Consider the following 20,243-nt stretch of genomic DNA (forward strand, 5'->3'; position numbering starts at 1 on the left):
CGACGCTGTGGATCCTGCAGCTGACGTTGCGCGTGCTCGACCTCGCCCGGCCGGTCAGGCTGATCGCGATCAGCCTCGCGCTGGTCGCAACCACCGCCCTGCCCTGGCTCGCCAGCATGCTGCTGACCGACATCTTTGCCGGCCTCGCGGTGCTCGCGCTCTTCATCCTCATCCTGCGCGGCGAACGGATTGCGGCGCTGGAGAAGGCGGTGCTGTTTGGCTTCATCGCATTTTCGGCCTCAACGCACAGCGCGACGCTCGCCGTGCTGCTCGGCCTGTGCTGCGTCGGCTGGATGCTGCGTCCGTGGCTCGGCCGGCGCATCCCGATCGCGGGCCTCGTGCAGGGCAGCCTGACCGCCGTCGCCGGCGCGGCGATGCTGCTGGCGGCGAATTTCGCGCTGTCAGGGCAGCTTGCCTGGACGCCCGGCGGAGTAGGCGTCGCCTTCGGCCGCATGCTGCAGGATGGCATCGTGGCGCAATATCTGCGCGACCATTGCGCGAAAGAGAACCTGAAGCTCTGCCCCTATCGCAACGAACTGCCGCCGACCGCCGACGACTTCCTGTGGGGCCACAGCATGTTCAACACGCTCGGCCGCTTCCAGGGACTGAATGACGAGATGGGCTACATCGTGGAGCGTTCGCTGGCCGAATATCCGGGATGGCAGGCCAAGGCGGCGCTGGAAGCCACCGTCGACCAGCTGATGCATGTCGCAACCGGCGAAGGCTCCTCGGGCTGGATCCCGCACACCTACGGCATCATCGCGCGCTACATTCCCAAACAGGTCGCGCCGATGCGCGCCGCGCGACAGCAGCGCTGGCGCCTCGACTTCACCGCCATCAACCGCATCCATGTGCCGGTCGCACTGGCCTCGATGCTTTTGGTCGTGATCCTGTTCGGCCGCGGGCTGTGGCAGCGGCGGCTCGACGACCTCACGCTGCTGGCGGGCACCGTCATGCTCGCGCTGCTCGGCAATGCCGTGATCTGTGGCGTGATCTCGGGTCCGCACGACCGTTACGGCGCGCGCATGGTATGGGTTGCGACCTTCGTGGTGCTGATCGCGGCGGCGCGCGCCTTCGCCAAGGACGATGCGGAGAACGAAGCCGACGAGCTATTTTCGCCGCGACAGGAAGTCGATGACGCCGCTCTTGTAGACCTTGTCGCCGACCGCCCGCATATGATCGCGGTTCGGGATGTCGAGCACCTCCGAACCCGGAATGATCCTGCCGAGCGCCGCCGCTGAGCCGGCGATCTCGTCCTTGCTGCCGACGGCGATCAGAACCGGCACGCGGATGCAGGCCGCCTCCTCGCGCGTCATCAGCCGGCGCGAGCCGCGCAGGCAGGCGGCGAGTGCGCGGCGGTCGGAGCGGGTCTGATCGGCAAAGGCGCGGAAGGTGCGGCCGACCGGATCGGTGACATCGTCGAGCGACGGTGCCTCCAGCGCGAGGGCTACGGTCTCGCCGGGACCGCCGCCCTCGATCAGCCCGATGCCGATGCCTCCCAGGATCGCCGAGCGCACCCGATCGGAATTTTCGAGCGCAAGGATCGCTGTCATCCGCGAGCCCAGCGAATAGCCCATGATGTCGGCGCGCGCGATCCCAAGATGATCCATCAGCGCGATCACGTCGCTCGCCATGATCGCGATCTCGTACTGCGCGGCATCGTAGAGCTTGGCGGATTCGCCGTGGCCGCGATTGTCGAGCGCGATGACGCGCCGGCCAGCCTTGACGAGATCCGACACCCAGGTCGGATAGATCCAGTTGACGTTCTTGCTCGAGGCGAAGCCGTGCACGAGCACGATCGGCTCGCCCTCGCCTTCGTCGATATAGGCAATTTCAACGTCGCCGTGATGGAAACTCGGCATCATCCATTCCGTTGTTTTTTGGGATTGAGTTTGGCGATCGAAAAGCCGACCGCGAGCTTAGCCCTGGGCGGCAGAACCCGCCAGCGCAACCTGAGCGGACATCTGCCGCTGCAGGCGACGCGCCTTACTCCGCCTGAGCCACCACGCGGTAGCCCGTTCGGTGGTCGCCTTGATCGAGGACAGGAAGCCGAACAGCGCAAGCAGCGCACCGAACAGCCACATGGTGAGATTGAACGTGCCGGCCGCGAGCAGCAGCGCGCCGTGGCCGAGCAGCTTGAGGATCGCGCGGGTCTGGCCGCCCTTCGCCTCCGCGAGCCGAGCCGCGCGCGCGATCTCCTGCGGGTTCTCCGCGACCTTCAGCGTGTCCCGTGCGGCACGAATCCCGGCGGCCTCGCCGACGCGTCCGACGTCCTTGGCGACGCGCACCAGCGCCCCGGCCTTCTCGGCGCGGAACGCCGCGCGGATCGCGGTTGCGGTCTCTGCCGGGCGAAGCACCGAGCCGGAGGCGACCGCCTCGCGCAGCGCCGGCTGGTCGACGACCTCGCGGGTCGAACGCCCGGCCCATTCGATCAGCCCTTCGCTCAGCCGTCCCGCCTTGCGCGTATCTTTGACCAGCGTCAGCCCGGCGCGCAGCGGCCCGGCGCCGCCGACCGACACATAGGTCGCCGCCGTCACCGCGAGCCCGGCGGCCGCAAGCCCAAGCACCAGCTGGTCGGTGTCCTCGCCCATCACGAGATGCTTGCCCTCGCGCACGACGTCCCTGACATCGCCGAACACGAACAGGTCGCCCGCAACCGTGCCGGACAGGCTTGCGACATCGTCGGCGTTGCCGGTCACGAGGCCAGTGGCGAACCCCTTGGCGAAATGCGTGGTGGACGATTGCTCGGCGCGCGCCTCGTCGACCCGCCTTGTGAGCTCATCGCCGAGCGCGATGTCCTTCTCGGCGGCGAGCGCGACAAAGCTCGTCGCAAGGTCGGCATCCCCCGCGGCCAGTGCCGCCTCGATATTGTCCGAAATCAACGCCGGGTTGTTGCGCACCACGGAATTGATCCTGAGGTCGGCGAGCTCGGCGGGATCGTCCCGCGCGGCGAGGATCGTGCCAGCATCATGGGCATGCGGCCAAATGACCGCGCCGATGGCAGCGCTCGTTGCCAGGCCGGCCACCGCAAGACTGAGGCGAACCCCGTTCATTCCGCTTGAAACCTCAAGTTTAATTCGCCTCGTTCAGTTCGCCTTGGAAATAGTGTGCCGTTTTTGCGACACAACGGCTCCGACCAAAGAAGGGCTTCTCTGGGACGACAAGATTGTGTCGAATTTGCATGAGCAAATGAGCCGTCGGGGCTCTAGGAATCAACTGTTCCCGCCAGTATGGTGCGCGGCATTTCGCGATGCCGCATGCTGTCGATTGCGTCTGCCCATCGTTGCCACCAAGGTGAGAATATGTCCGACCACGTCGTCCCGCACTTCCATAACGATGCCGGTGTCTCGGTGATCGAAATCGGATCGCAGGAGTTCATGTGCGTGGGCGCCAACCCGCCGTTCGACCACCCGCACGTGTTCCTCGACCTCGGCAACGACAGCGAGATCATCTGCCCGTACTGCTCGACGCTTTATCGCTTCGCGTCCGACCTCGCTGCCGGCGAAGCGCGGCCGCCGGAATGCGTGCTGAAAGACAAGGTCGCCTGACCGCTCCGTGGCGCTGACGCGAACCGTCATCGTTGCAGGCGCCGGGATCGGAGGACTGACGGCGTCGCTGACACTGGCGGCACAAGGCTTTCGCGTCGTCGTGCTGGAGAAGGCCGAGCGGCTCGAGGAAGCCGGCGCCGGCATCCAGCTCTCTCCCAATGCCAGCCGGATCCTGGTCGGGCTCGGGCTCAAGGAACCGCTTGCGCGGCGCGCGGTCACGCCTGAATCCGTCAACATCCTGAGCGCGCGGGTCGGCGGCGAGATCGCGCGGATGCCGCTCGGCCAGGCGGCCGAGTTCCGCGCCGGCGCCCCCTATTGGGTGATCCACCGCGCCGACCTGCAGGCCGCACTGCAGGCCGCGGTCAGCGACCACCCCGATATCGACCTGCGGCTCGGCTGCCAGTTCGAGGATGTGACAAAGCACGCCAAGGGGCTGACGGTGGTGCAGCGCCGCGGCAACGCACGGCAGGAGGAATTGGCGGTTGCGCTGATCGGCGCCGACGGCATCTGGTCCGCCGTGCGCGGGCATTTGTTTCCGGATGTACAGCCGCAATTCTCCGGCCTGATTGCCTGGCGCGGCACGCTGGAGGCAACTGCCCTGCCGCGTGAATACACCGCGCCGCGCGTCCAGCTCTGGATGGGGCCGGACGCCCATCTCGTGGCCTATCCAATCTCGGGTGGGCGCCAGATCAACGTGGTCGCGATCGTCGCAGGCACCTGGAACCGGCCGGGCTGGAGCGCGCCCGGCGACATCAACGAGATCAAGGGCGCGTTCGCCACGGCGCGCTGGCCAGCGACCGCGCGGATGCTGATCGGCGCCGTCGATGGCTGGCGCAAATGGGCGCTGTTCACCCTGCCCGACATCGGCCGCTGGAGCGAAGGCGCGGTGACGCTGCTCGGCGATGCCGCGCATGCGATGTTGCCGTTCGCCGCACAGGGCGCCGGCATGGCAATCGAGGATGCCGCCGTCCTCGCCAAGGCGCTCGGCGACTGCACCGGGGAAAACACCTCAGGCATTCCCGCCGCGCTGAAGCGCTACGCCGAGATGCGGCGCAGGCGCGTACTGAAGGTCCAGCGCCTGGCCCGGCAGCAGGGCCGCATCTATCACCTGCGCGGGCCGCTCGCGATCGCGCGCGATCTCGCGATCCGCGCCATCGGTCCAGAGCGCATGCTGGCGCGACAGGACTGGATCTACGACTGGCGCGTTTGAACCATCAGCTGAACGCGCGCGAACAGCGATCGGCTTCGCTCGAACGCGCTGAGTTTAGTGGACGACGCCCCGCGGGGCGCGTGCCCCCGGCGCGCCGGGCGCTGCGGCCGCAGCGGTCTCGTCCGGCGGGCTTTCATGGCACTTGTTGCTGCGCCAGGCCTGATCGGCAAGCTTCTGCTGGGCGTGGATCGAGATCAGCTCGTTACGATAGACCATCTCGGAGACCACGGTACCGCCGACGCCGGTCTCCGCCTTGGCCATCAGCTTCTCCTGATCGGTCGCGCGGGTCGCGAGGTTCTTGCGCTCGGTCTCAAGCTGCTTGCAATCATAAAGGTCGTATTTGGCGGGATCGGCGAACGCCGGCGACATGGTGTCGCCGATCTGTGCGCAGCCGGAAACGCCCGCGGCCGAGGCGAGCAGCACAATGACGGCCGCCGCGCGCGACATCTTTGAGCGGCGTGGGAAACGAACAGACATTCGGCTTTCTTAATCAGACAGTGTTGAGATTGCCTAAAGCAGCCGCCGGTGTCCGGATTGAGGCTCAATCGCGGCGGCGCGCTGCTTATCCCAATGCGGGGCGGCCGAAGCAAATGGAATTGCTGGCCACTGTTTAAGTCTTTGAAACCGCACCTGTTAGCACCGGATAATGACAATTCCACTTCGCGCTCAAACGCGCTAGAAATCGGCGCGCCTGGCGCAATGCGGACGTGGCGGAACTGGTAGACGCAAGGGACTTAAAATCCCTCGATGGCAACGTCGTGTGGGTTCGACTCCCACCGCCCGCACCAGCCTTGAAATCAAAGGCTTACGCTATTCTAGCGATGACATCGTGTGATTGCCCGGACATGGCGTGTCCGCACTGTGTCCGCAAAATCGCGAATCCTCGTCTCGAATCCTGCAGTTGCCCCTCACAAATGCGAATGCCCGGGACTGGCCCGGGCATTGGGTGGTGCTCTCTGATTGAGATTGGCGGATAAAACCGAGTCCTCTCAGCCGGTTGACGTGGTGCTCAGTTTACCGTGCCGAGGTGCTCGACCAGCTGGACGTCGCGGGCGTCGGCCTGCTCGAAGCCTGCGGCCCCACTCAGCTTGGCCGCAGCCCGAGCCATGGTTTGCCTCAGCTTGAAGTGCCAGCTCCTAGGACCGGTGCAGTCGTGGACGTTTGGCCACAGTTCGCCGGCGGTCTCGTACCGGTTGACATATTCCAACACGGCGGCGATGCCGGCGGTTGTCGTCGGTGTCGTGCCAGCCAGTTCCCAAGCCATATCAGTCTCATGACTGCAGGCCTCGGTTTGGCGATCTTCCGCGTCGGAACGTGCGTCCGTGTGGGGATCGGTGTTGTCGGTAGCGGTGATCGCCGCCAACAGGTCGGCAAAGGCTTGCCGATGCCGGGCGATGGCGTCCAGAGCCGGATCCACGGGTGGCTCGGCCGAAAGCGCGGGAGCGCCGGCCAGGGCGGCCGCGGCGGCGGTACCGGCGAGAAACCGCCGTCTCGATGTGGTATCTGTGGTCTTAGCCCGTGACATGGATCACGCTCCGTGTTGCTGGTTAGGGCCGGCTCGGAAGTTCCGCTTCCGTCCGGCCTGCTTTTTTGGTACACCGCAATTATGGGAAAGTCAATTACGGTACACCAAAAAAGACGCGGTCGTCCCGCAACGGGTCGAGACCCAGCAGTCACGATCCGCATCCCAAAAGATGTGCTTGAGGCCGTAGAGGCTTGGGCGGGCCGCCAGGACGACACGCCGGCGCGATCACCTGCAATAGTTCGGTTGGTAGAGATCGGGCTGAAGGCGAAGGGCAAGTAGCGAAGCCGGCGCACCGTAGTCGCACGGAAGTACTCTCTAATCCCTTGCGTGAACAACCAGGAGGCGAGATCATGCTCGCTTTCAGAAAGTTGTTTTTAGCGGGGGTACCATGGGAATTCCGGCGAGAGTTTCTGCGCGCATATCCGCACAGCTAAAAAAATATCAGAAAGTGCTGGGGGCCGCGAAGCAACGGGACATCGGCGAGTCAGATACCGTTACCATCATCACCGACTTTCTCTGCGATGCATTGGGCTACGACAAATACAAGGAGGTTTCTAGCGAGCACGCAATCCGCGGAACCTATGTTGACCGCATCGTGACAGTCGACAATAAAAAACGATTCTTGATCGAGGCAAAAGCAATAGGGGTTGAGCTCAAGGACTCTCACGTCAAGCAGGCCATCGACTATGCTGCGAACGAAGGAGTTTCTTGGGTCGTTCTCTCGAATGGAGCAGTATGGCGCCTGTATAATCTGAGATTTGCGAAGCCGATCGATAAGACGCTCGTATTCGAGATCAATATCCTATCCTGCGATAGCAAAGACGAAGATACTATTGGGTGCTTTGGCAGCCTCAGTTCTGAAGGATATTCGAAAGACTCGCTGACGGAGCTGTTGAACGAAAAGCAGACGAGCAGCAAGTATACAGTGGCGGCCGTATTACGAACTGAAAAGATAGTGGAGTCGATCCGTAAGGAAGTTCGTCGGCTCTCCGGCATAAGATTGGATTCGGAATATTTGTCTTCGCTGTTAGAGAATGAAATCGTGAAACGCGAACTCATCGATAGCGAGGAGGCGACTGCTGCAGCGGCATATGTGAAAAAGCTACAGAAGACTGCCGAAAAAGAGAAGGCTGATGCCACAATCACGGTGGCTGCGGTAGCTGCAGACGCGCCGTCCGCTGGGTAGTCGACATCGGGCTGAAGGCCAAGAAGTAGGCGGATATGATCAAGACCGCGACAGGATGGCTGCAATTACCGCACTGGCTCATTCTCGCAGGAGCCGTGCTGGTAGTCGTCGGCCTCATTGGCCTTGTGATCAGCCGCCGACACCAGGCGAAGGGCCAGGACGAACCGGCCACGGAGCCGGGTCTCGAGCCGAGTCCCCAGTTGCCAACTCTGCCGGATCTTCTTGGCTCACCGCCACGAAATCGTCGGCGTGAGATCGGGACCCAATAGGATTGCGGGCCAAAAAGCGGGAATTGCCAGGCTAGCCTTAGAAGCGGCGGCAAGTGGGTGGACTTCACCGGCTATTGGCAGCGGCATATCGAGAATTAGTTCACGCTCGTTTTGGTCTATAGTCGCGAGGATCGAGACAGGCGTCATAAAATGTTTGATCCATACGAAACCAATCAACCTTATCTATGCCGCGCCCTGACGATGCATTACCCCCCGATGGGAAGGCGCAGGCTACACGTATCCACCGATCTTGTTCCTTTGATATGTCGGCTATTTCGTGAACCACTTCTTGAAGGTCTTGGTCTTGGCTAAAGACAAGTGCAATATCGAACTGCTTTTTTCGCGCTAAAGAAACGAGATCGAGTGCGAGGCGAACGTCGATTCCCTTTTCTTGCGGCGTCGTAATGATTTTGGGCTTCCCATCGGGCTCAAGAATAGGGTCCCCATTCCCGTCAAATAGTTGCTCTCTCCGATACCTGGGCTGACGCGTTGTCACTACGACACCGGCCCTCTTGAGAGCCAACACCCTATTTGACCAATATGCCGCCCACATCGGGGACTCTATTGCTGTCGGCACCCCCGTATAAAAGCGAGTGAGAGTCGCCCGCCAGTTATTCGCGGCACAAACGGCCTTGTGTAATTTGGCTGGATCGTAGTTTGGATGGTGGTGGCCAAAGGCTTCTTTGGCATGCTGAAATAAGTTCTGGCCATCAAAGAAGGCCATCACGTTCTTTATTGCTGGCTCGTCTTGTGCCGCCATAAAAGAAAACCCCGCCGGGGACCATTTCTGGCCAAGTCCGACGGGGGGCTATTCCGACCCCAAATATAGGGTCGTCCCTAAAGAACCGTCAACTCCGCTGGCCGTTCCGAAGATTAAACTTTTGCAGGTGTTCCACGAATATCACAACCGGAACAAAGCCGGATTTGTTCAATTTTTCAACCCCTTCGGCAATCTGAACGCTATACAGCGCAGCATATATTGTGTGCAAAAAGTCAACGCCTCACTTTTATTGCCCATCGCGCGGGGCTTGCTTCTCCAACCCGCTCCACGCCTTTCCCGTCATTGTTCTTGAGGCTGTGCTTTCCCAGCGCGGCGTGGCGGGGTCTTTCCTATTTGCCGCGACCATCAAAAAAAACGGCCCCAGAGCGGTACGAAACCGGGGCCGTTGGAGTCTTTGTGTATCTAAACATTTCCAGCTGACATCAGGCTTACGTCATCTCGAAAACTCCTAGGTAAATCATCCGCAATTATGGGACGTCTACAGTCAACGTTCCCAGCCCGAAACTGCCGATCGTTCGTCGGAATATAACGAATGGAACTGTTCCTCCGCCCACGGTCAGTCGGTTATAAGCTCCGAGAACGACCACGTCGTAATCCACGAGGCGCGCGAGGTCGGCCGGATCAGGCTGGCGACCGAGCGAAGCCCGGCGTTTCGGACCTCTGGCTTGAAGGATGGAGGAGCATGTGAGCCTGGTGTCGTCTGACCGCGACGGTCGGCCGGCTGCCCCCCCTAGAGTAGGTAGGAGCCCGATCCAATGTTGATGCTGTACCGTCAAACGTCGTTAGCCTTTCGGGCTGGACTCCGTGGAGCATCAGGATCTGACGATGTCTAAAGAGACTGCCAACTTGCGCGCCGAAGTTAAGAAGCGCATTGCCCAGATCGAAAGTATGACGCTAGTCCAGATTCAACGGGTCATGATGGATTGTATGTCCGAGCGGTCTGCTGGCAGGATGACGGCATGTGAGGGCAATGCGTTGCGCCACGCGCTGAACAAACGGGTCGGCATTCTCGGACGAGACCTTGTCGCGACGCGGGAGAGCTAAAGCGACAGTGAGAGGCCGCAATCCCGAAGCCCGCGACGCCCAAAGAAAGAACTCAGAGGTGCGTGGCATATTCGAACAACCACACTTCCGTTCTTATTCAATCCCGGCTCGCATTTGTATTGGCCTTGCGGTCTTAAGCGCCGTCCTGCTGGTCGGGATAATAGTGACGCACGTCGGGCCGTAAGGCTGCTCGCCGTATCCTCACTTGGTTGATTGGGGATTTGCTGAGATGCCGTTCTGCCGAGGGAGACGAATAGGAGTGAGCCATGACTCGCCGGATTACCTGCATTACCAGGCTGCCTATCCATCAAGACCGCCATCGGCGTATTCAAGCAGTCGGTGGTTCAGGATGGCAAGACTCGGAAGAAACAGCCATTGCAAACGTCAAACACGACAAAAGCGCTTACGATGTCACTGAGCAGGGCAAGACAGTCAAGGTGATCGTCAAAAAACACGATGGTCGCGAGTACCTCAAGACCGAGAACGATCGTTTTCTTCCCGATAATCTTCTGAGTCTTCAGGATTGCTCGTGACCGGCGTGGTCGTAATGTGACTTGAAGTCGTGGTCACACGGGGGCGGCGGTCCCCTGCGCACGACGCCAGCGAAGGCGCTGGGCGTCGCAGACAAGGCTTGGACCATTGCGCAGCTTGTGGACGCCGCGCTCTCTGTGGCCCCGGGCTGCCTACGGAAACCCCTCCGGATCGTCGTCGAAAGTTCACGGTAATTCAGGGAGGGACGTTAGCCCTCGTCCCCGCCAATAACCTCAAACAACCTCAGGGCCGCTTCGAGAGAGGCGGCCTTACCGATTACCTCAATCCCAGCCTCAGGGTGGTCAACGCTTGTCTCGTAGATGAAATAGCCAAATTCACCGCCAAGGCCTTTACCCCCAGCCTCTTTGTACAGCTTAGCGGGGAGAGGTGATATACATATCAACCTTTGATTGTCGATTCGTTTGGTTAGAAAGATATCATCCATGGCACCCACCGAAGATAAACCGAAATTCTCGTATCGAGCGTCGCCGCAGCTCTCGGCCAATCAGATGGCCGAATATTTGAGCCCATCGACTTCTTCGACCCGACGCACTGGCATCATTCGCGATGCGCGCTTTCCTAAAAAATCCATCGTCGCACAGTACGGGATGGGGCGAGAAGGACTCGTTAATTTCCTTGGCGACGGCACGCGAAGTTACGGCCATCTGGCCGACGCGGTTGTCGCTCTGGAAAAGCGGGAAGCGAAGCCGGGTGCATCCACCTGGATGAAGCGCGATAGTCGCGGCTCGATTGAAGCAATCGAAGCATTCCAGCGCCACTACAACAAGCTTGGATTCAGCAAGCTTGATTGTCGTCCGGTGCATGGCCGCCAGCCCCTTCTTGATCTTTGGCCGACAAGAATCAGCGTCTCCCTTGACTTCACCATTCATCGGCAACCCGTCGGGGGCAAGAAGGCCGTTGGCGGGGCCGTTCTCTTGTTCTCCAAGGGCGAGACATCCACAAACGCGCGACTTGAACGGTCGAAGATTATCGCCGGGCTGCTACACACGTATGCTGGCCGCTTCCTCGAATGCATGGGAGATGCCGATCCCACTCTTTGCTTTGCGGTAGACGTGTTCGGCGGAATTGCACATAAGCCGCCGGGAAGCTTCGTGAAGAAGCTCCGGAACGTTGCGGACGCCTGCGACGAGATCGCAGCTCGATGGCGAACCGTGCGGCCACCATCCGGATATGACGGTCCAGAACCAGATTGATGAGAATGGCCTGTTTTGAAATAGCGAGTGGCCTATTTCGGCCAGTATCCAAGCAAGGATGCGCTGGACGATCCGGTCAGCCATGGTCGATCTCCTATTCCTGTTCCCCGGCTTTCTCGCGCCGTTCCTTCAGTTCTGCCGCCAAGGCGAGATACCGGTCGCGTAGGGCGATCGCCTGTTCGATCGGCATCCACTTGCCATCGACCAGGACCTCGTCGTCCCCGTTCGATCGACGTTCTTCCAGCGTTGTTCGAACAGCTGCTGTTCGAACGGGAGCCCGCACCTTGCGACGGTGCGCCATCGTCTGGTCGACCGTTTCGGCAATCGCTCGCTGGACCTCTGCGATGTCGAATTTCCCCAATGCATTCCGTTTGATATGGCCGGACTTCTCCAACCACCAGAGCCCCGATTTTGAGCGACCGAGGATCTTAGCCAGCGCGCTGAGTGAGACTGACGATGCCGTGTTGTTGCTCATGCCGTTCGATCAATTTGGAGGTCTGGCTCTGATTTTATGTTGCGCTCAGCTCCCCCGTATCGCTCCAGGAACTGGGAAGTACCTTTTGCTCTGGGGGGCAGCGCAGCCAAGCCTCGATTGCGTCGAGGTCGGGAAAGCGGCCAACCTCCTTGCCCTTGACCCGCTTGAGCCATTCATGGACCACCCAGGCCTGCCCGTCCTGGCTCGGCTCGGCGGTGAAATACTGGAGGGTCTTTGCTTCATCGTCGCCGCGGCCGCAGATGGCTGCGCCTGGCAAGAGGCCGTCGGTGACATCCGCAGAATAGCAAGAGGCGTAGATTGTCATTGATGGCTCGCTGGTGGTTGCACAGGGTGCGGTGCCACGAGAGCACCGCACCCCTTCGTGGCCCTTGCGCCGTCAGGGGGAAGGAAGTCCCCTGCGATTTGATGGGCACGCCCCGCCAACCCAAAGCAGAGGGCGTGCCCACGTCCGCAACGCGCCTGGTCAGGAGGGGATGGAGCTTCCCCATTCGCGGTACAGACGATCTGCATATTTACCGACCCCCCCGCACAAGGTGGTTGGCGTCGAAGCGGGCATTGATCTCAGCGACGCTCCGGTCAAGCGCGGAAGGCTGGTCAAACTTCGTCGCTGGTCGAGTGTGGATTTCCTCGGCCGATACTCGCTCGGTTTGAAGGATGGCTGTCACGTCGCGCAGCGACTTGCCTTCGGCTATGAAGGCCGTCGCCCTGTCTGACCTGCCTACCATCTGGCACGCCGCGTGGATGTCGGCAGCGCGCTGGCGTTCGGCGGTAACGGCCGCGCCGGATTGCGTCCATCCCCGCGCATCGGCGAGCGCCGCCATGCGGTCCGGGGGCCGCTGATACAATCTGTAGTCAAAGGCACTCGGCTCCTTTGAGCGAGCAGTATCAGTCCTGGTCGCGTACCCTTTTGCTACGGCCTCCTGCGCTGACATCCAGGTTTCGGCCTTCATTTCCGCCCTGATCTCGGCAACGGGCCGGCCGGTCTTCTCCGCGTAGATGTCCGCCATGGAGTTAGCCATGGTCTCGAGCATTTCGACGCTCTTCGCGTGGTCCTGCGAGTTGCCGACTGTCAGGGCGGAGGGATCGTGGATCATCATCATCGAGCCTGCTCTCATGACAATTTTCTGCCCCGCCATGGCGATCACCGAGGCCGCAGACGCGGCGATGGATTCGACGACAACGGTCACGTTGCCCTTGTGGCTATCCAGGGCATTGAAGATTGCGATCCCGTCGGCAGCGCTTCCACCCCCAGAATTGATCCGGACAGTGACGTCTCTGCTTCGGCCGAGGGAGGCGAGAGCTTCGACCACGTCGAGATAGGTGAAGAATTCGCCCGAAAAGCCGTCACCGACAGCGCCGGACAGGAGTATCTCTCCGTTTCGTGCAATGCTCGGCATTTAGACCGCCCCTTCTACTTCGACACCGAGTACCGCCGCAGGGGGCGCGTCCCGGCGACGTTGAATAGCGAGGCCAGCTTCCTCGCTCGTGCGGATGAAGCTTTCCTCGTCATAAGCTGCTGCAAGCAGGTCGCGCTCTGCTTCGGAGATCAGGCGCGCACGGTCGGCATCGTCAAGGGCTGAGCTGTCGTCCGCGTACTTTTCATTGAACAGTTGCTCAAGCCTCGCGATGTATGCGTCCCGATTCCGCCAGATGTCGACCGCGAGGCCGTCGAATGCAGTATGCGGCCCAACAGATCCCTTACCCGATAGCTTGTATCCAACTCCGGCTATGGCTTGAACGGGCCAGTGAATGCCTTCGCCATAGTCGACGAGATTGGTTAGGTCGGGTTCGCCGGCGGCTGCAATCCGGTCAATCTCGGCGCGGATCAGTTCCTTTGCCTTAGCCGATGTGATCGGCGCTGCGCGGTATTTCTGAAGGTCGGCATCCAGTTCACGAGCACGACGCCTGCAACGTTCAACTGCTTGGGGCAGCGTTTCTTTCGCTTTCAAGGTCGGAGCGGGCCCGTTGTAGACAGTCAGCCCGGCGGGTGCGGCGCGCAGCCAATCATCGATAGCGCCGGTCAATCCTGCTATCTCGGCCCACACTGGCTGCAAATTATCATGGCGTTTCTGCAGAGATGGAAGGCGGCGATCGATGGCCGCCATTCTGTTCGCTTCGGTAGCCAGTGCGGGATGTCCATCTTCGATGCCGTGCACCGATTTCCTTTGAATGATGGTCTGCTTCAGCAGCGTCCGCTCCTGACGCAACTCGAAAAGTTCCTCCATCACCAACATATAACTGGCGTGAGCCTCCCTTTTCAGTTGCTGCAATTCCTCGTAGCGGAGCAGCGCTGCGTGGGGCAGCTTGCCTTGCGATCCTCCACCGACGATGGGAGCGACCATCGCAGTTGCTGCCGCGGCGGTGGCATTCGATAAGGCTGTGGCGGGGCCGGTGACCATGAGAATTCCTCGCTTGGTGTCGAGCTAACGATTCGTCGTTTTCTGGGTTAAGTCACTTAACCCACGAGCCGCCGGAGCCGCTCAGCGCCGAGAACGTGTGGATAAATTTTGAGGGCTTGCCAATAAACGTACTCGATCTTGCCGACCCTCCGCGCCGGTGGCTGGTCGAGCAGCCGCTCGTGTAGCCAGGCGCCGGCCTCATATCGCCGCCAACCCGCGCCGAACGCCTCAGCCTGGGCGCGCGCAGACGGCAGGTGACCGCAGAAGCGCGCCATGCCGTCGGCTAGGATCTCGTCCCGGGTCGCATTCCGCGGCCTGCTGATCGCGCGCAACGCCTGCGCGGCAGCGGCGCGTTCCTCCGATGTTAGGTCGGCGCCGGCGGCGATCGCCTCCGCGAGGCGGTGCAGGTCGGTGTGCACGGTCACGCCGAGCCGCCCTCCCCGATCTGCCATCCATGAATACAATCCCGATGGAGATGCACACCGCTTTCGCCCTGGAAGACTTCAACGGTGCTGCCGTTGCCACCGCAGTGAGCACAGCGTCCTGTGTGCGCTACCTGCGCTACCTCGGCTACCGGATTGTTTTGACTGTTCAATTCGGTAGCGCTGGTAGCGCTGGTAGCGCTCATAATGGGCAGGTAGCGTTTCCACGCGTCTGCGAAGCTCTCGGCCTGGTATCCCTTCTTGTTGGTCCCTGAGATTTTGACGTCGCAGGACTTGATCCCGTACCCCTTCAGTCGCTTCGCGAGCCCGCGGTCATCGAGCGGTCGCCCGCCAATGTTCTTCCATGGCGATTCCGGTCGGTCGTGCAGCCGCTGCAACAGGCTATCCGTCCACAGCTTCGCATCGGTGCCGAATGCGTCCCGGACGTGATCCAGGAGTTCAACGCCGTGCGACATGGTCTCGGACTTGCCACCCTGCGTGAAGTGCACTGCGGCCTTTCGCGCCAGCTGCGGCCACTTGCCGCCCGCGGCCTCCGCGACGAGCAAGAGCGGCTCCCAGCACTCGGCCGCCCGATCGGTGACGCCGGCCGGCATCTCCGGCGTGGTACCGCTCAAGTCCGGCAACGAGGCGGCCCAGCTGGCAATCTTGTCATAGATGCCGGTGGCGATCGGCTGGATCATTCGAGTCCGAAACTGTTCCACCTGCTCATCCGGCGCCCTCCGGCGCATTCGAATGATGATCGCGCGAGAGGCGAGTGTGTCAGGAAGATCCTTCAGACCAGCGAGCGCGACCGGAGCGAACGAGTCCAACTCCTCTACCTCAATGCGCTTACCGACGGTGATACAACGATATGCCTTGGCGCCGCGCTTGTATCCCGAATTGAGGATAGATCGAACATCGAGGTTGCCTTCCTCGCGCTTGCTGTTGCCGAAAAGTGCGTCGATCTCATCAAACAAGATGGTGTGCCCGCCCTCGGCCACCTTTCGAACGAGAGCCGCCGGCGACAGATTGAAACTGAGCAAAGCTCCAGGCGTCAGTGGCTCCGTGACTTCTAGCCCTCTGGTCTTGCCGCTCTCCTTCTCCTCCGACATGAACGCAAGCCGTGGCGAGGTGTGCCAATGCTGCATGCAATGCGCGTGACCTATCCACAATGCGTGCGCGATTTGAGCGTGATCGCTAGGGTAACGCACGTAACAGCCAATAAACTCATAGACGTCGCGGAGTACTCGTTCGCCCTGACTAAGATCGACCTGTTCTACAATGCGATCAAGCTCGATGTTGTCGGCGGTGCTGATATCCATCACGCTACCTCCGACAGTTCATTAGACGTGTTGATCACCACTTCGAGACAACCGGGCGCGACGTCGTCGCACCATTCGATGGCAGCCTCCGGAGTGATCATCTCGCCGGCCAGAGCTACGCCAATGACGTTGATCTCTTCGCGGATCAGCTGGACGCGAAGAGCTGTGCAGCGAAGCGCTGCGAGAACAAATTGTTTGTTGCTCATAGTGCGATCCTCGCCCCCAGGAAGTCACCCAGAGCGAGAGCCGCAGCCTGCGCGTGCTCGATTTCCTGAAATCTGTGCTTGCTCTGCCAGAACAGCGCGCGGCTTTCGTAGCAAACCGAGTAGTGCACATCGCCGCTTGCTGGATCGCGGATCAGGGAAACTCCGACCTTGCCGCCGACGGCGCGCGAAATGATCTCCTGTATGTCCTTGCTCATTGCTGGTGCTCCCCGAACAGAATGGGGGCCAAGGTCGCGGCCATCGCAATCGACACCGCGCAACGCTTGGTGATCTTGACTGCTTGAAGATATTGCAGGCTGGGGCTATGGTCCGAACTGATCGAGATGCTGCCGAGCTTCTGATCCGACTTCGGAGCCCCGTCTGAAAAGGCGGGGTTTTCCATTATGCCGCCCTCCGCCCGGGGTTGCGGCGCTTAACGCGATCCTTCAGCCACTGTTTCGAGCCTTCAATCGGGATGAAGATTTGGCCGCCGAACCGGACGTGGGGAAGCCCATCCGGCATATCCCGGTAACGCTGCGACGTGCGCCGGCTGATGCCATTCAGAGCGGCGAATTGGCTTTCTTCGATATAGCCATCAAGGATGTTAGCGGTGAGGTCCGTCACTTTTGCCATCTCCTGTCGTTTGGTGGTGACAGGATTTGCCGTTTCCTGTCGTTATGGGTGACAGGGAGCGAAATATTCAGACGGCAACGACCATTACCATTGATGGGGATGGATCGTTATCTAGTGGGCTGACCAAACCCACTAGTCTTAATTGGAAGGAACGGGCGCCTTATACGACTGTGCGGCAGCGAGCAGTTCTCCCGACAGAGGGGCTGGTACTAATGCGGTCGGGATGATTATGGCGTCATGCGGAATGTCCCAAACTTCGCCTGGGTCTAACAAAGTCGATTCCGTTCGAGCGGGTATGAAAGAAGTACCAAAATTTAGGTACGCATCAGCCTCCCCTAAAAAGCTCATCATATCGTTCAGCGGATCATCATCGGGGGCGTCGGCTCCTGGATCTGCCGCCGATCTGATTACTCTGTCGAAAAGGGCGGCACAAAAATGAGCAACCGGCTTATATGCCTTCCAGGCTTTTTGTAGGTCCCTCTTGTTTCGAATGGTTAGAGGAACCTCTACGGTCTCGACGATATGCAGTGCCTTGCTCACGCTTGCTCCGCCAACGAGGTCCGGATGGTGCTCATCCATTCGCCTCACCAGCGCGAGGATCAAGCCAGTGCTCAACCAGCCCTTCTCGCAACCAGCGATTATAGCTTCGAGATTTTCGAGTCCCCCAGCTCGCGCTACTGACCTAAATCCTCCCACTTCTAGAAACCAGTTTTCGACAAATCCTGAAGTGCTGAAGCACTCTTCATGATCTTCTACAAACTCTATCGTTTCTATCCAGTTGGTCGCAGCATCGGGCAAAGGTTCTTCTAAAGATTGCAAACGAGCCAAGTTCTCTGACATCACCGACGCGGTGAACTGATTCCGCGCGACCTCATCGGAAGGCCAAGCCATAACCGAAAGTAGCTCGATCATGGTTTGATAGCATCCCAGATCGGTTTCGTGATCGCCGCACCTGAGGACCGGCATCAGCGCGCCTTTCCACCGACTACCTCGCCGACGCGCTCAGCGGCTGCGCGCTGCACTTCGTCAAAGATGTGCGAGTAACGGGCAGTGGTGCTTGGCTGCGTGTGCCCCAATAGAGTCCCGATCAGAGGCAAGCTCGCTCCGCCGGTTGCCAGGATTGATGCGAAGGAATGACGCAAGTCGTGAAGGCGCAGGCCGTCAATCTTCGCAGCATTGCAAAGAGCCGACCAACTGTCCTTCACGTCCTTCCTGTGGCCACCGTCACGAGACGGAAACAGATACTCCCCTTTCCCGGTCTCTTTCATCTCCTTCAGCAATTCCATCGCTGGTGCTGACAGTGGGATGACGTGATCGGTCTTTTGCTTGGTGGTCGCGCCCGGCTTGATCCATTCAGAACGCGTGAAATCAAATTGACCCCATCTTGCCGCCAGAACTTCCCCGCGGCGCGCGCCCGTCAACAAAAGCAGGCGTATGATATTTGAGCTTTGCTCGTCTGGCAGACCGTCCAGGGCGGTGACCAGCCGACCGAGTTCATCCGTGGTGAGGTAGCGCTTTCGCTTATGCTCCGGATTGCGCTCCACACCACGGCAAGGATTGTCGGTGCGCCAGTGCCAAAGAATGGCGAGCGAGAACATCTTGGAGAGGAGTGCCAATACCCGGTTCGCATGGTACGGCGCGCGCTCGCTTATGGTGCGGTGCAGGTCATCGACGTCGGAATACGCGACTGCGGCGACCTTGAGCCTTTTCATGGACGGCAGAATATCGGCTGCGATCTGCTGCTTGTAGCTGGCCTGCGTGGAGGGCCGCTTTCGCGACAGGTATTCCTTCTCAAAACGTGTGCACAGATCGGCCACGGTGGGCGCTGAGCGGTCCGTTTGGAGTTGCCCTACCGGATCCGCCCCCCTATCGACCTCGCGCTTCAGGCGCTTCGCCTCCTCGCGCGCCGCCCCAATTGTCCAGTCTGGGAATGAACCGATCGTCCAGCGGCGCTCGAGCCCATCGGCCTTTCGGCGATAGTTCAGGATGAAGGCCTTGGCTCCAGCTTTGGTAACCCGGACTCCGAAGCCCTTCACATCACCGTCGTAGGTGATCCGGTTGCCGCTTGCCGGGGCCGGCAAATTCCGTACATCTCGGTCTGTGATTTTATCGGGCATGGGAACGTCGTGTCCGCACTGTGTCCGCAGCGGTAGCTGCTATCCCTGTCGCAGCATGTCCGGCCATGTCGTTACACGTCAATGCTTGTCCATTGTTTTCCAACAGGTTTTTCGCGTCGCTGCTAAATCGCGAGTCAATCCAATGGCTTGGGAATTTGGGCTAAAACGGACTTAAAATCCCTCGATGGCAACGTCGTGTGGGTTCGACTCCCACCGCCCGCACCAGCCTTCGCTCGCGAAATGATTAGCGTCGGCGCGACAGCCAGCCAGGCGAAGGCGATGCGGTTGCCGCGAGTTACGGCTCGGCAGGCCGAGCCTTACGCAAATCCCAGACCGATCCGCCGCTCCTTCTTCCAGATCACCCGGCAGGTGTGCCGCTGGCCGTCGACGGCGAGGACGAAGCGGTCGGGAAACCACAGCGGCGAATTGACTTCGATGCACGCCCCCTGCGGAGAAAGATTTCGGACCGTGCAGGGTATCGCTTCATTGCCGAACTCGATCGCCCCCGATTTGAGGACGCGGCGACGGGAGCCGCCACGCCGCTCATCGGTCGGCATCGGCTGTTGCCCGCCGGCTGGTGCGGGCCTGCTTTCGTCGTCGGCCATGAACCCGTCGCGGTCGGTACACAAGCTGGCGGTCAGGTTACGACGTGATTCTGACGGGAACCTTAAGACATCGCCAACCGCGTTGGCATGCCACGCGCGCGCCCACGGCCTGAGCGTTCACTCGGTATCACGATGCTCGCATCACCTGATCGTGTTTCCGGGCTGTGGCTCGGTTCACAAGCCGGGATCGCCGCGTCTCGTAATCTTCGCGCATTGGAAAATTCCGGCCGCTTATTTCGCGGCCGTCGCATTTCGAAATCAATTTGGTCGGAGATCGGTGATGGAGATTGCAAACTGCAATCGGATTGCTGGCGACAGGGCGTGCGATCAAGGCGCCTCCATTCTCGAGCATGGCGACGACGCGGCCCATTGCAGCAACGGGCTCAATGCCCAGAAATTCCGCGACGCGACGCCCAACGAGCGCGTGATCTACCGGCGATGGATTCGTGGCGCGATCATGCTGTACGGATTGCTGGCACTCGCCGCAGGAACGGCGGTCTGGATCAACGGCGCGGCGGTCGGGCCGACACAGCTCTCCAGCCTGTCGAGCGCGAGCGCCGCGAAATCGGGTCACTCACATTAGAGCGTTTTCGAGCGAAGTGGGCACCGGTTCGCGTGAAGAAAACGCGTCAAACAAGAAACTAGAGCTTCGGTTCTGATTCAATCAGAACCGAAGCTCTAGAGGCGCGAGCTCAAAACGAAAATGGCCGGGACAACGCCCGGCCATTCGTCGTGAGT

The 20,243-nt window shown here is 60.6% G+C and carries 26 protein-coding genes and 1 tRNA gene; 8 read left to right on the forward strand and 19 right to left on the reverse strand.

Annotated elements, in window-relative coordinates; all coding sequences use genetic code 11:
* Positions 1 to 1,109: 1,109 nt before the first annotated feature.
* Positions 1,110 to 1,862: an alpha/beta fold hydrolase gene (locus V5279_RS28865; RefSeq protein ID WP_338690391.1), complete on the reverse strand. Its 753-nt coding sequence runs from the start codon at positions 1,860 to 1,862 to the stop codon at positions 1,110 to 1,112.
* A gap of 57 nt (positions 1,863 to 1,919) precedes the next feature.
* Positions 1,920 to 3,053, reverse strand: a complete 1,134-nt coding sequence (locus V5279_RS28870; RefSeq protein WP_338690393.1) for a hypothetical protein — start codon at positions 3,051 to 3,053, stop codon at positions 1,920 to 1,922.
* A gap of 249 nt (positions 3,054 to 3,302) precedes the next feature.
* Here V5279_RS28870 and V5279_RS28875 point away from each other — a divergent pair, with 249 nt between their 5' ends.
* Positions 3,303 to 3,548, forward strand: coding sequence for a zinc-finger domain-containing protein (locus tag V5279_RS28875; RefSeq protein ID WP_092115185.1), 246 nt, complete (start codon positions 3,303 to 3,305; stop codon positions 3,546 to 3,548).
* A gap of 7 nt (positions 3,549 to 3,555) precedes the next feature.
* On the forward strand, positions 3,556 to 4,758 hold the full coding sequence (locus tag V5279_RS28880; RefSeq protein ID WP_338690395.1) for an FAD-dependent monooxygenase: 1,203 nt from the start codon (positions 3,556 to 3,558) through the stop codon (positions 4,756 to 4,758).
* A gap of 54 nt (positions 4,759 to 4,812) precedes the next feature.
* Here the strand turns inward: V5279_RS28880 and V5279_RS28885 are convergent, their stop codons facing one another.
* Entirely contained in the window at positions 4,813 to 5,235 is a 423-nt protein-coding gene (locus V5279_RS28885; RefSeq protein ID WP_338690397.1) for a twin-arginine translocation pathway signal, read from the reverse strand.
* Positions 5,236 to 5,459: 224 nt separating this feature from the next.
* Between V5279_RS28885 and V5279_RS28890 the strand changes: the two genes are divergently transcribed.
* Positions 5,460 to 5,546, forward strand: a tRNA-Leu gene (locus V5279_RS28890).
* A 221-nt stretch (positions 5,547 to 5,767) separates the two neighbouring features.
* Here V5279_RS28890 and V5279_RS28895 read toward each other — a convergent pair.
* A complete protein-coding gene (locus V5279_RS28895; RefSeq protein WP_338690399.1) occupies positions 5,768 to 6,283 on the reverse strand; it encodes a twin-arginine translocation signal domain-containing protein in 516 nt (171 codons plus the stop codon).
* A 388-nt stretch (positions 6,284 to 6,671) separates the two neighbouring features.
* Here V5279_RS28895 and V5279_RS28900 point away from each other — a divergent pair, with 388 nt between their 5' ends.
* Complete coding sequence (locus tag V5279_RS28900) at positions 6,672 to 7,469, forward strand: type I restriction enzyme HsdR N-terminal domain-containing protein (protein ID WP_166206313.1); 798 nt, start codon at positions 6,672 to 6,674, stop codon at positions 7,467 to 7,469.
* A 369-nt stretch (positions 7,470 to 7,838) separates the two neighbouring features.
* Here V5279_RS28900 and V5279_RS28905 read toward each other — a convergent pair whose 3' ends face one another.
* Positions 7,839 to 8,498, reverse strand: a complete 660-nt coding sequence (locus tag V5279_RS28905) for an NYN domain-containing protein (protein WP_338690403.1) — start codon at positions 8,496 to 8,498, stop codon at positions 7,839 to 7,841.
* Between the two features lie 846 nt (positions 8,499 to 9,344).
* Between V5279_RS28905 and V5279_RS28910 the strand changes: the two genes are divergently transcribed.
* Both V5279_RS28910 and V5279_RS28915 read left to right on the forward strand, forming a co-directional pair.
* Entirely contained in the window at positions 9,345 to 9,563 is a 219-nt protein-coding gene (locus V5279_RS28910) for a hypothetical protein (protein WP_176540384.1), read from the forward strand.
* A gap of 266 nt (positions 9,564 to 9,829) precedes the next feature.
* Entirely contained in the window at positions 9,830 to 10,096 is a 267-nt protein-coding gene (locus V5279_RS28915) for a DUF3892 domain-containing protein (protein WP_338690408.1), read from the forward strand.
* 206 nt (positions 10,097 to 10,302) lie between these two features.
* On the opposite strand, the gene V5279_RS28920 is transcribed toward V5279_RS28915, so the two are convergent.
* Positions 10,303 to 10,539, reverse strand: coding sequence for a hypothetical protein (locus V5279_RS28920; RefSeq protein ID WP_338690410.1), 237 nt, complete (start codon positions 10,537 to 10,539; stop codon positions 10,303 to 10,305).
* On the opposite strand from V5279_RS28920, the gene V5279_RS28925 reads away from it, so the two are divergent.
* Entirely contained in the window at positions 10,538 to 11,308 is a 771-nt protein-coding gene (locus tag V5279_RS28925) for a hypothetical protein (RefSeq protein ID WP_338690412.1), read from the forward strand. The two genes, V5279_RS28920 and V5279_RS28925, sit on opposite strands and share 2 nt — an antisense overlap.
* A 94-nt stretch (positions 11,309 to 11,402) precedes the next feature.
* Here the strand turns inward: V5279_RS28925 and V5279_RS28930 are convergent, their stop codons facing one another.
* The 13 genes from V5279_RS28930 to V5279_RS28990 form a co-directional block, all read right to left on the reverse strand.
* Positions 11,403 to 11,783 carry a hypothetical protein gene (locus V5279_RS28930; protein WP_338690414.1) on the reverse strand — a complete coding sequence of 127 codons (381 nt, stop codon included), beginning with the start codon at positions 11,781 to 11,783 and terminating at the stop codon, positions 11,403 to 11,405.
* 34 nt (positions 11,784 to 11,817) lie between these two features.
* Positions 11,818 to 12,108, reverse strand: coding sequence for a hypothetical protein (locus V5279_RS28935; protein ID WP_338690415.1), 291 nt, complete (start codon positions 12,106 to 12,108; stop codon positions 11,818 to 11,820).
* Between the two features lie 208 nt (positions 12,109 to 12,316).
* A complete protein-coding gene (locus tag V5279_RS28940) occupies positions 12,317 to 13,201 on the reverse strand; it encodes a head maturation protease, ClpP-related (protein WP_338690418.1) in 885 nt (294 codons plus the stop codon).
* A complete protein-coding gene (locus V5279_RS28945) occupies positions 13,202 to 14,203 on the reverse strand; it encodes a hypothetical protein (RefSeq protein WP_166206334.1) in 1,002 nt (333 codons plus the stop codon).
* 56 nt (positions 14,204 to 14,259) lie between these two features.
* Complete coding sequence (locus V5279_RS28950; protein WP_338690422.1) at positions 14,260 to 14,628, reverse strand: hypothetical protein; 369 nt, start codon at positions 14,626 to 14,628, stop codon at positions 14,260 to 14,262.
* The gene (locus V5279_RS28955) at positions 14,625 to 15,947 is read right to left on the reverse strand and encodes a DUF3631 domain-containing protein (protein WP_338690424.1); all 1,323 of its coding nucleotides are present in this window, start codon (positions 15,945 to 15,947) and stop codon (positions 14,625 to 14,627) included. The genes V5279_RS28950 and V5279_RS28955 overlap by 4 nt, the downstream gene beginning before the upstream one ends.
* Positions 15,947 to 16,153: a hypothetical protein gene (locus V5279_RS28960; RefSeq protein ID WP_338690426.1), complete on the reverse strand. Its 207-nt coding sequence runs from the start codon at positions 16,151 to 16,153 to the stop codon at positions 15,947 to 15,949. Before V5279_RS28960 ends, V5279_RS28955 begins: the two co-directional genes overlap by 1 nt.
* Positions 16,150 to 16,368 carry a hypothetical protein gene (locus V5279_RS28965; RefSeq protein ID WP_338690428.1) on the reverse strand — a complete coding sequence of 73 codons (219 nt, stop codon included), beginning with the start codon at positions 16,366 to 16,368 and terminating at the stop codon, positions 16,150 to 16,152. Before V5279_RS28965 ends, V5279_RS28960 begins: the two co-directional genes overlap by 4 nt.
* Positions 16,365 to 16,553 carry a hypothetical protein gene (locus tag V5279_RS28970; protein WP_338690430.1) on the reverse strand — a complete coding sequence of 63 codons (189 nt, stop codon included), beginning with the start codon at positions 16,551 to 16,553 and terminating at the stop codon, positions 16,365 to 16,367. The genes V5279_RS28965 and V5279_RS28970 overlap by 4 nt, the downstream gene beginning before the upstream one ends.
* Positions 16,553 to 16,774, reverse strand: coding sequence for a hypothetical protein (locus V5279_RS28975; protein WP_338690432.1), 222 nt, complete (start codon positions 16,772 to 16,774; stop codon positions 16,553 to 16,555). Before V5279_RS28975 ends, V5279_RS28970 begins: the two co-directional genes overlap by 1 nt.
* Before the next feature lie 147 nt (positions 16,775 to 16,921).
* A complete protein-coding gene (locus V5279_RS28980; protein WP_338690434.1) occupies positions 16,922 to 17,695 on the reverse strand; it encodes a hypothetical protein in 774 nt (257 codons plus the stop codon).
* Between the two features lie 53 nt (positions 17,696 to 17,748).
* Complete coding sequence (locus tag V5279_RS28985) at positions 17,749 to 18,900, reverse strand: tyrosine-type recombinase/integrase (protein WP_338690436.1); 1,152 nt, start codon at positions 18,898 to 18,900, stop codon at positions 17,749 to 17,751.
* A 317-nt stretch (positions 18,901 to 19,217) separates the two neighbouring features.
* Positions 19,218 to 19,505 (reverse strand): PilZ domain-containing protein, encoded by a 288-nt coding sequence (locus V5279_RS28990; protein WP_338690438.1) that lies wholly within the window; start codon positions 19,503 to 19,505, stop codon positions 19,218 to 19,220.
* On the opposite strand from V5279_RS28990, the gene V5279_RS28995 reads away from it, so the two are divergent.
* Positions 19,504 to 20,088: a hypothetical protein gene (locus tag V5279_RS28995; protein ID WP_338690440.1), complete on the forward strand. Its 585-nt coding sequence runs from the start codon at positions 19,504 to 19,506 to the stop codon at positions 20,086 to 20,088. The genes V5279_RS28990 and V5279_RS28995 overlap by 2 nt on opposite strands.
* Positions 20,089 to 20,243: the final 155 nt, after the last annotated feature.

The sequence above is a fragment of the Bradyrhizobium sp. 26S5 genome (assembly GCF_036923295.1).
Classification (GTDB): domain Bacteria; phylum Pseudomonadota; class Alphaproteobacteria; order Rhizobiales; family Xanthobacteraceae; genus Bradyrhizobium; species Bradyrhizobium septentrionale.

Coding starts and splice junctions, on each gene's coding strand:
- V5279_RS28865 (WP_338690391.1), bottom strand. CDS start 1,862: ATGCCGAGTTTCCATCACGGCGACGTTGAAATTGCCTATATCGACGAA.
- V5279_RS28870 (WP_338690393.1), bottom strand. CDS start 3,053: ATGAACGGGGTTCGCCTCAGTCTTGCGGTGGCCGGCCTGGCAACGAGC.
- V5279_RS28875 (WP_092115185.1), top strand. CDS start 3,303: ATGTCCGACCACGTCGTCCCGCACTTCCATAACGATGCCGGTGTCTCG.
- V5279_RS28885 (WP_338690397.1), bottom strand. CDS start 5,235: ATGTCTGTTCGTTTCCCACGCCGCTCAAAGATGTCGCGCGCGGCGGCC.
- V5279_RS28895 (WP_338690399.1), bottom strand. CDS start 6,283: ATGTCACGGGCTAAGACCACAGATACCACATCGAGACGGCGGTTTCTC.
- V5279_RS28900 (WP_166206313.1), top strand. CDS start 6,672: ATGGGAATTCCGGCGAGAGTTTCTGCGCGCATATCCGCACAGCTAAAA.
- V5279_RS28905 (WP_338690403.1), bottom strand. CDS start 8,498: ATGGCGGCACAAGACGAGCCAGCAATAAAGAACGTGATGGCCTTCTTT.
- V5279_RS28910 (WP_176540384.1), top strand. CDS start 9,345: ATGTCTAAAGAGACTGCCAACTTGCGCGCCGAAGTTAAGAAGCGCATT.
- V5279_RS28915 (WP_338690408.1), top strand. CDS start 9,830: ATGACTCGCCGGATTACCTGCATTACCAGGCTGCCTATCCATCAAGAC.
- V5279_RS28925 (WP_338690412.1), top strand. CDS start 10,538: ATGGCACCCACCGAAGATAAACCGAAATTCTCGTATCGAGCGTCGCCG.
- V5279_RS28920 (WP_338690410.1), bottom strand. CDS start 10,539: ATGGATGATATCTTTCTAACCAAACGAATCGACAATCAAAGGTTGATA.
- V5279_RS28930 (WP_338690414.1), bottom strand. CDS start 11,783: ATGAGCAACAACACGGCATCGTCAGTCTCACTCAGCGCGCTGGCTAAG.
- V5279_RS28935 (WP_338690415.1), bottom strand. CDS start 12,108: ATGACAATCTACGCCTCTTGCTATTCTGCGGATGTCACCGACGGCCTC.
- V5279_RS28940 (WP_338690418.1), bottom strand. CDS start 13,201: ATGCCGAGCATTGCACGAAACGGAGAGATACTCCTGTCCGGCGCTGTC.
- V5279_RS28945 (WP_166206334.1), bottom strand. CDS start 14,203: ATGGTCACCGGCCCCGCCACAGCCTTATCGAATGCCACCGCCGCGGCA.
- V5279_RS28955 (WP_338690424.1), bottom strand. CDS start 15,947: ATGGATATCAGCACCGCCGACAACATCGAGCTTGATCGCATTGTAGAA.
- V5279_RS28960 (WP_338690426.1), bottom strand. CDS start 16,153: ATGAGCAACAAACAATTTGTTCTCGCAGCGCTTCGCTGCACAGCTCTT.
- V5279_RS28965 (WP_338690428.1), bottom strand. CDS start 16,368: ATGAGCAAGGACATACAGGAGATCATTTCGCGCGCCGTCGGCGGCAAG.
- V5279_RS28970 (WP_338690430.1), bottom strand. CDS start 16,553: ATGGAAAACCCCGCCTTTTCAGACGGGGCTCCGAAGTCGGATCAGAAG.
- V5279_RS28980 (WP_338690434.1), bottom strand. CDS start 17,695: ATGATCGAGCTACTTTCGGTTATGGCTTGGCCTTCCGATGAGGTCGCG.
- V5279_RS28985 (WP_338690436.1), bottom strand. CDS start 18,900: ATGCCCGATAAAATCACAGACCGAGATGTACGGAATTTGCCGGCCCCG.
- V5279_RS28995 (WP_338690440.1), top strand. CDS start 19,504: ATGAACCCGTCGCGGTCGGTACACAAGCTGGCGGTCAGGTTACGACGT.
- V5279_RS28990 (WP_338690438.1), bottom strand. CDS start 19,505: ATGGCCGACGACGAAAGCAGGCCCGCACCAGCCGGCGGGCAACAGCCG.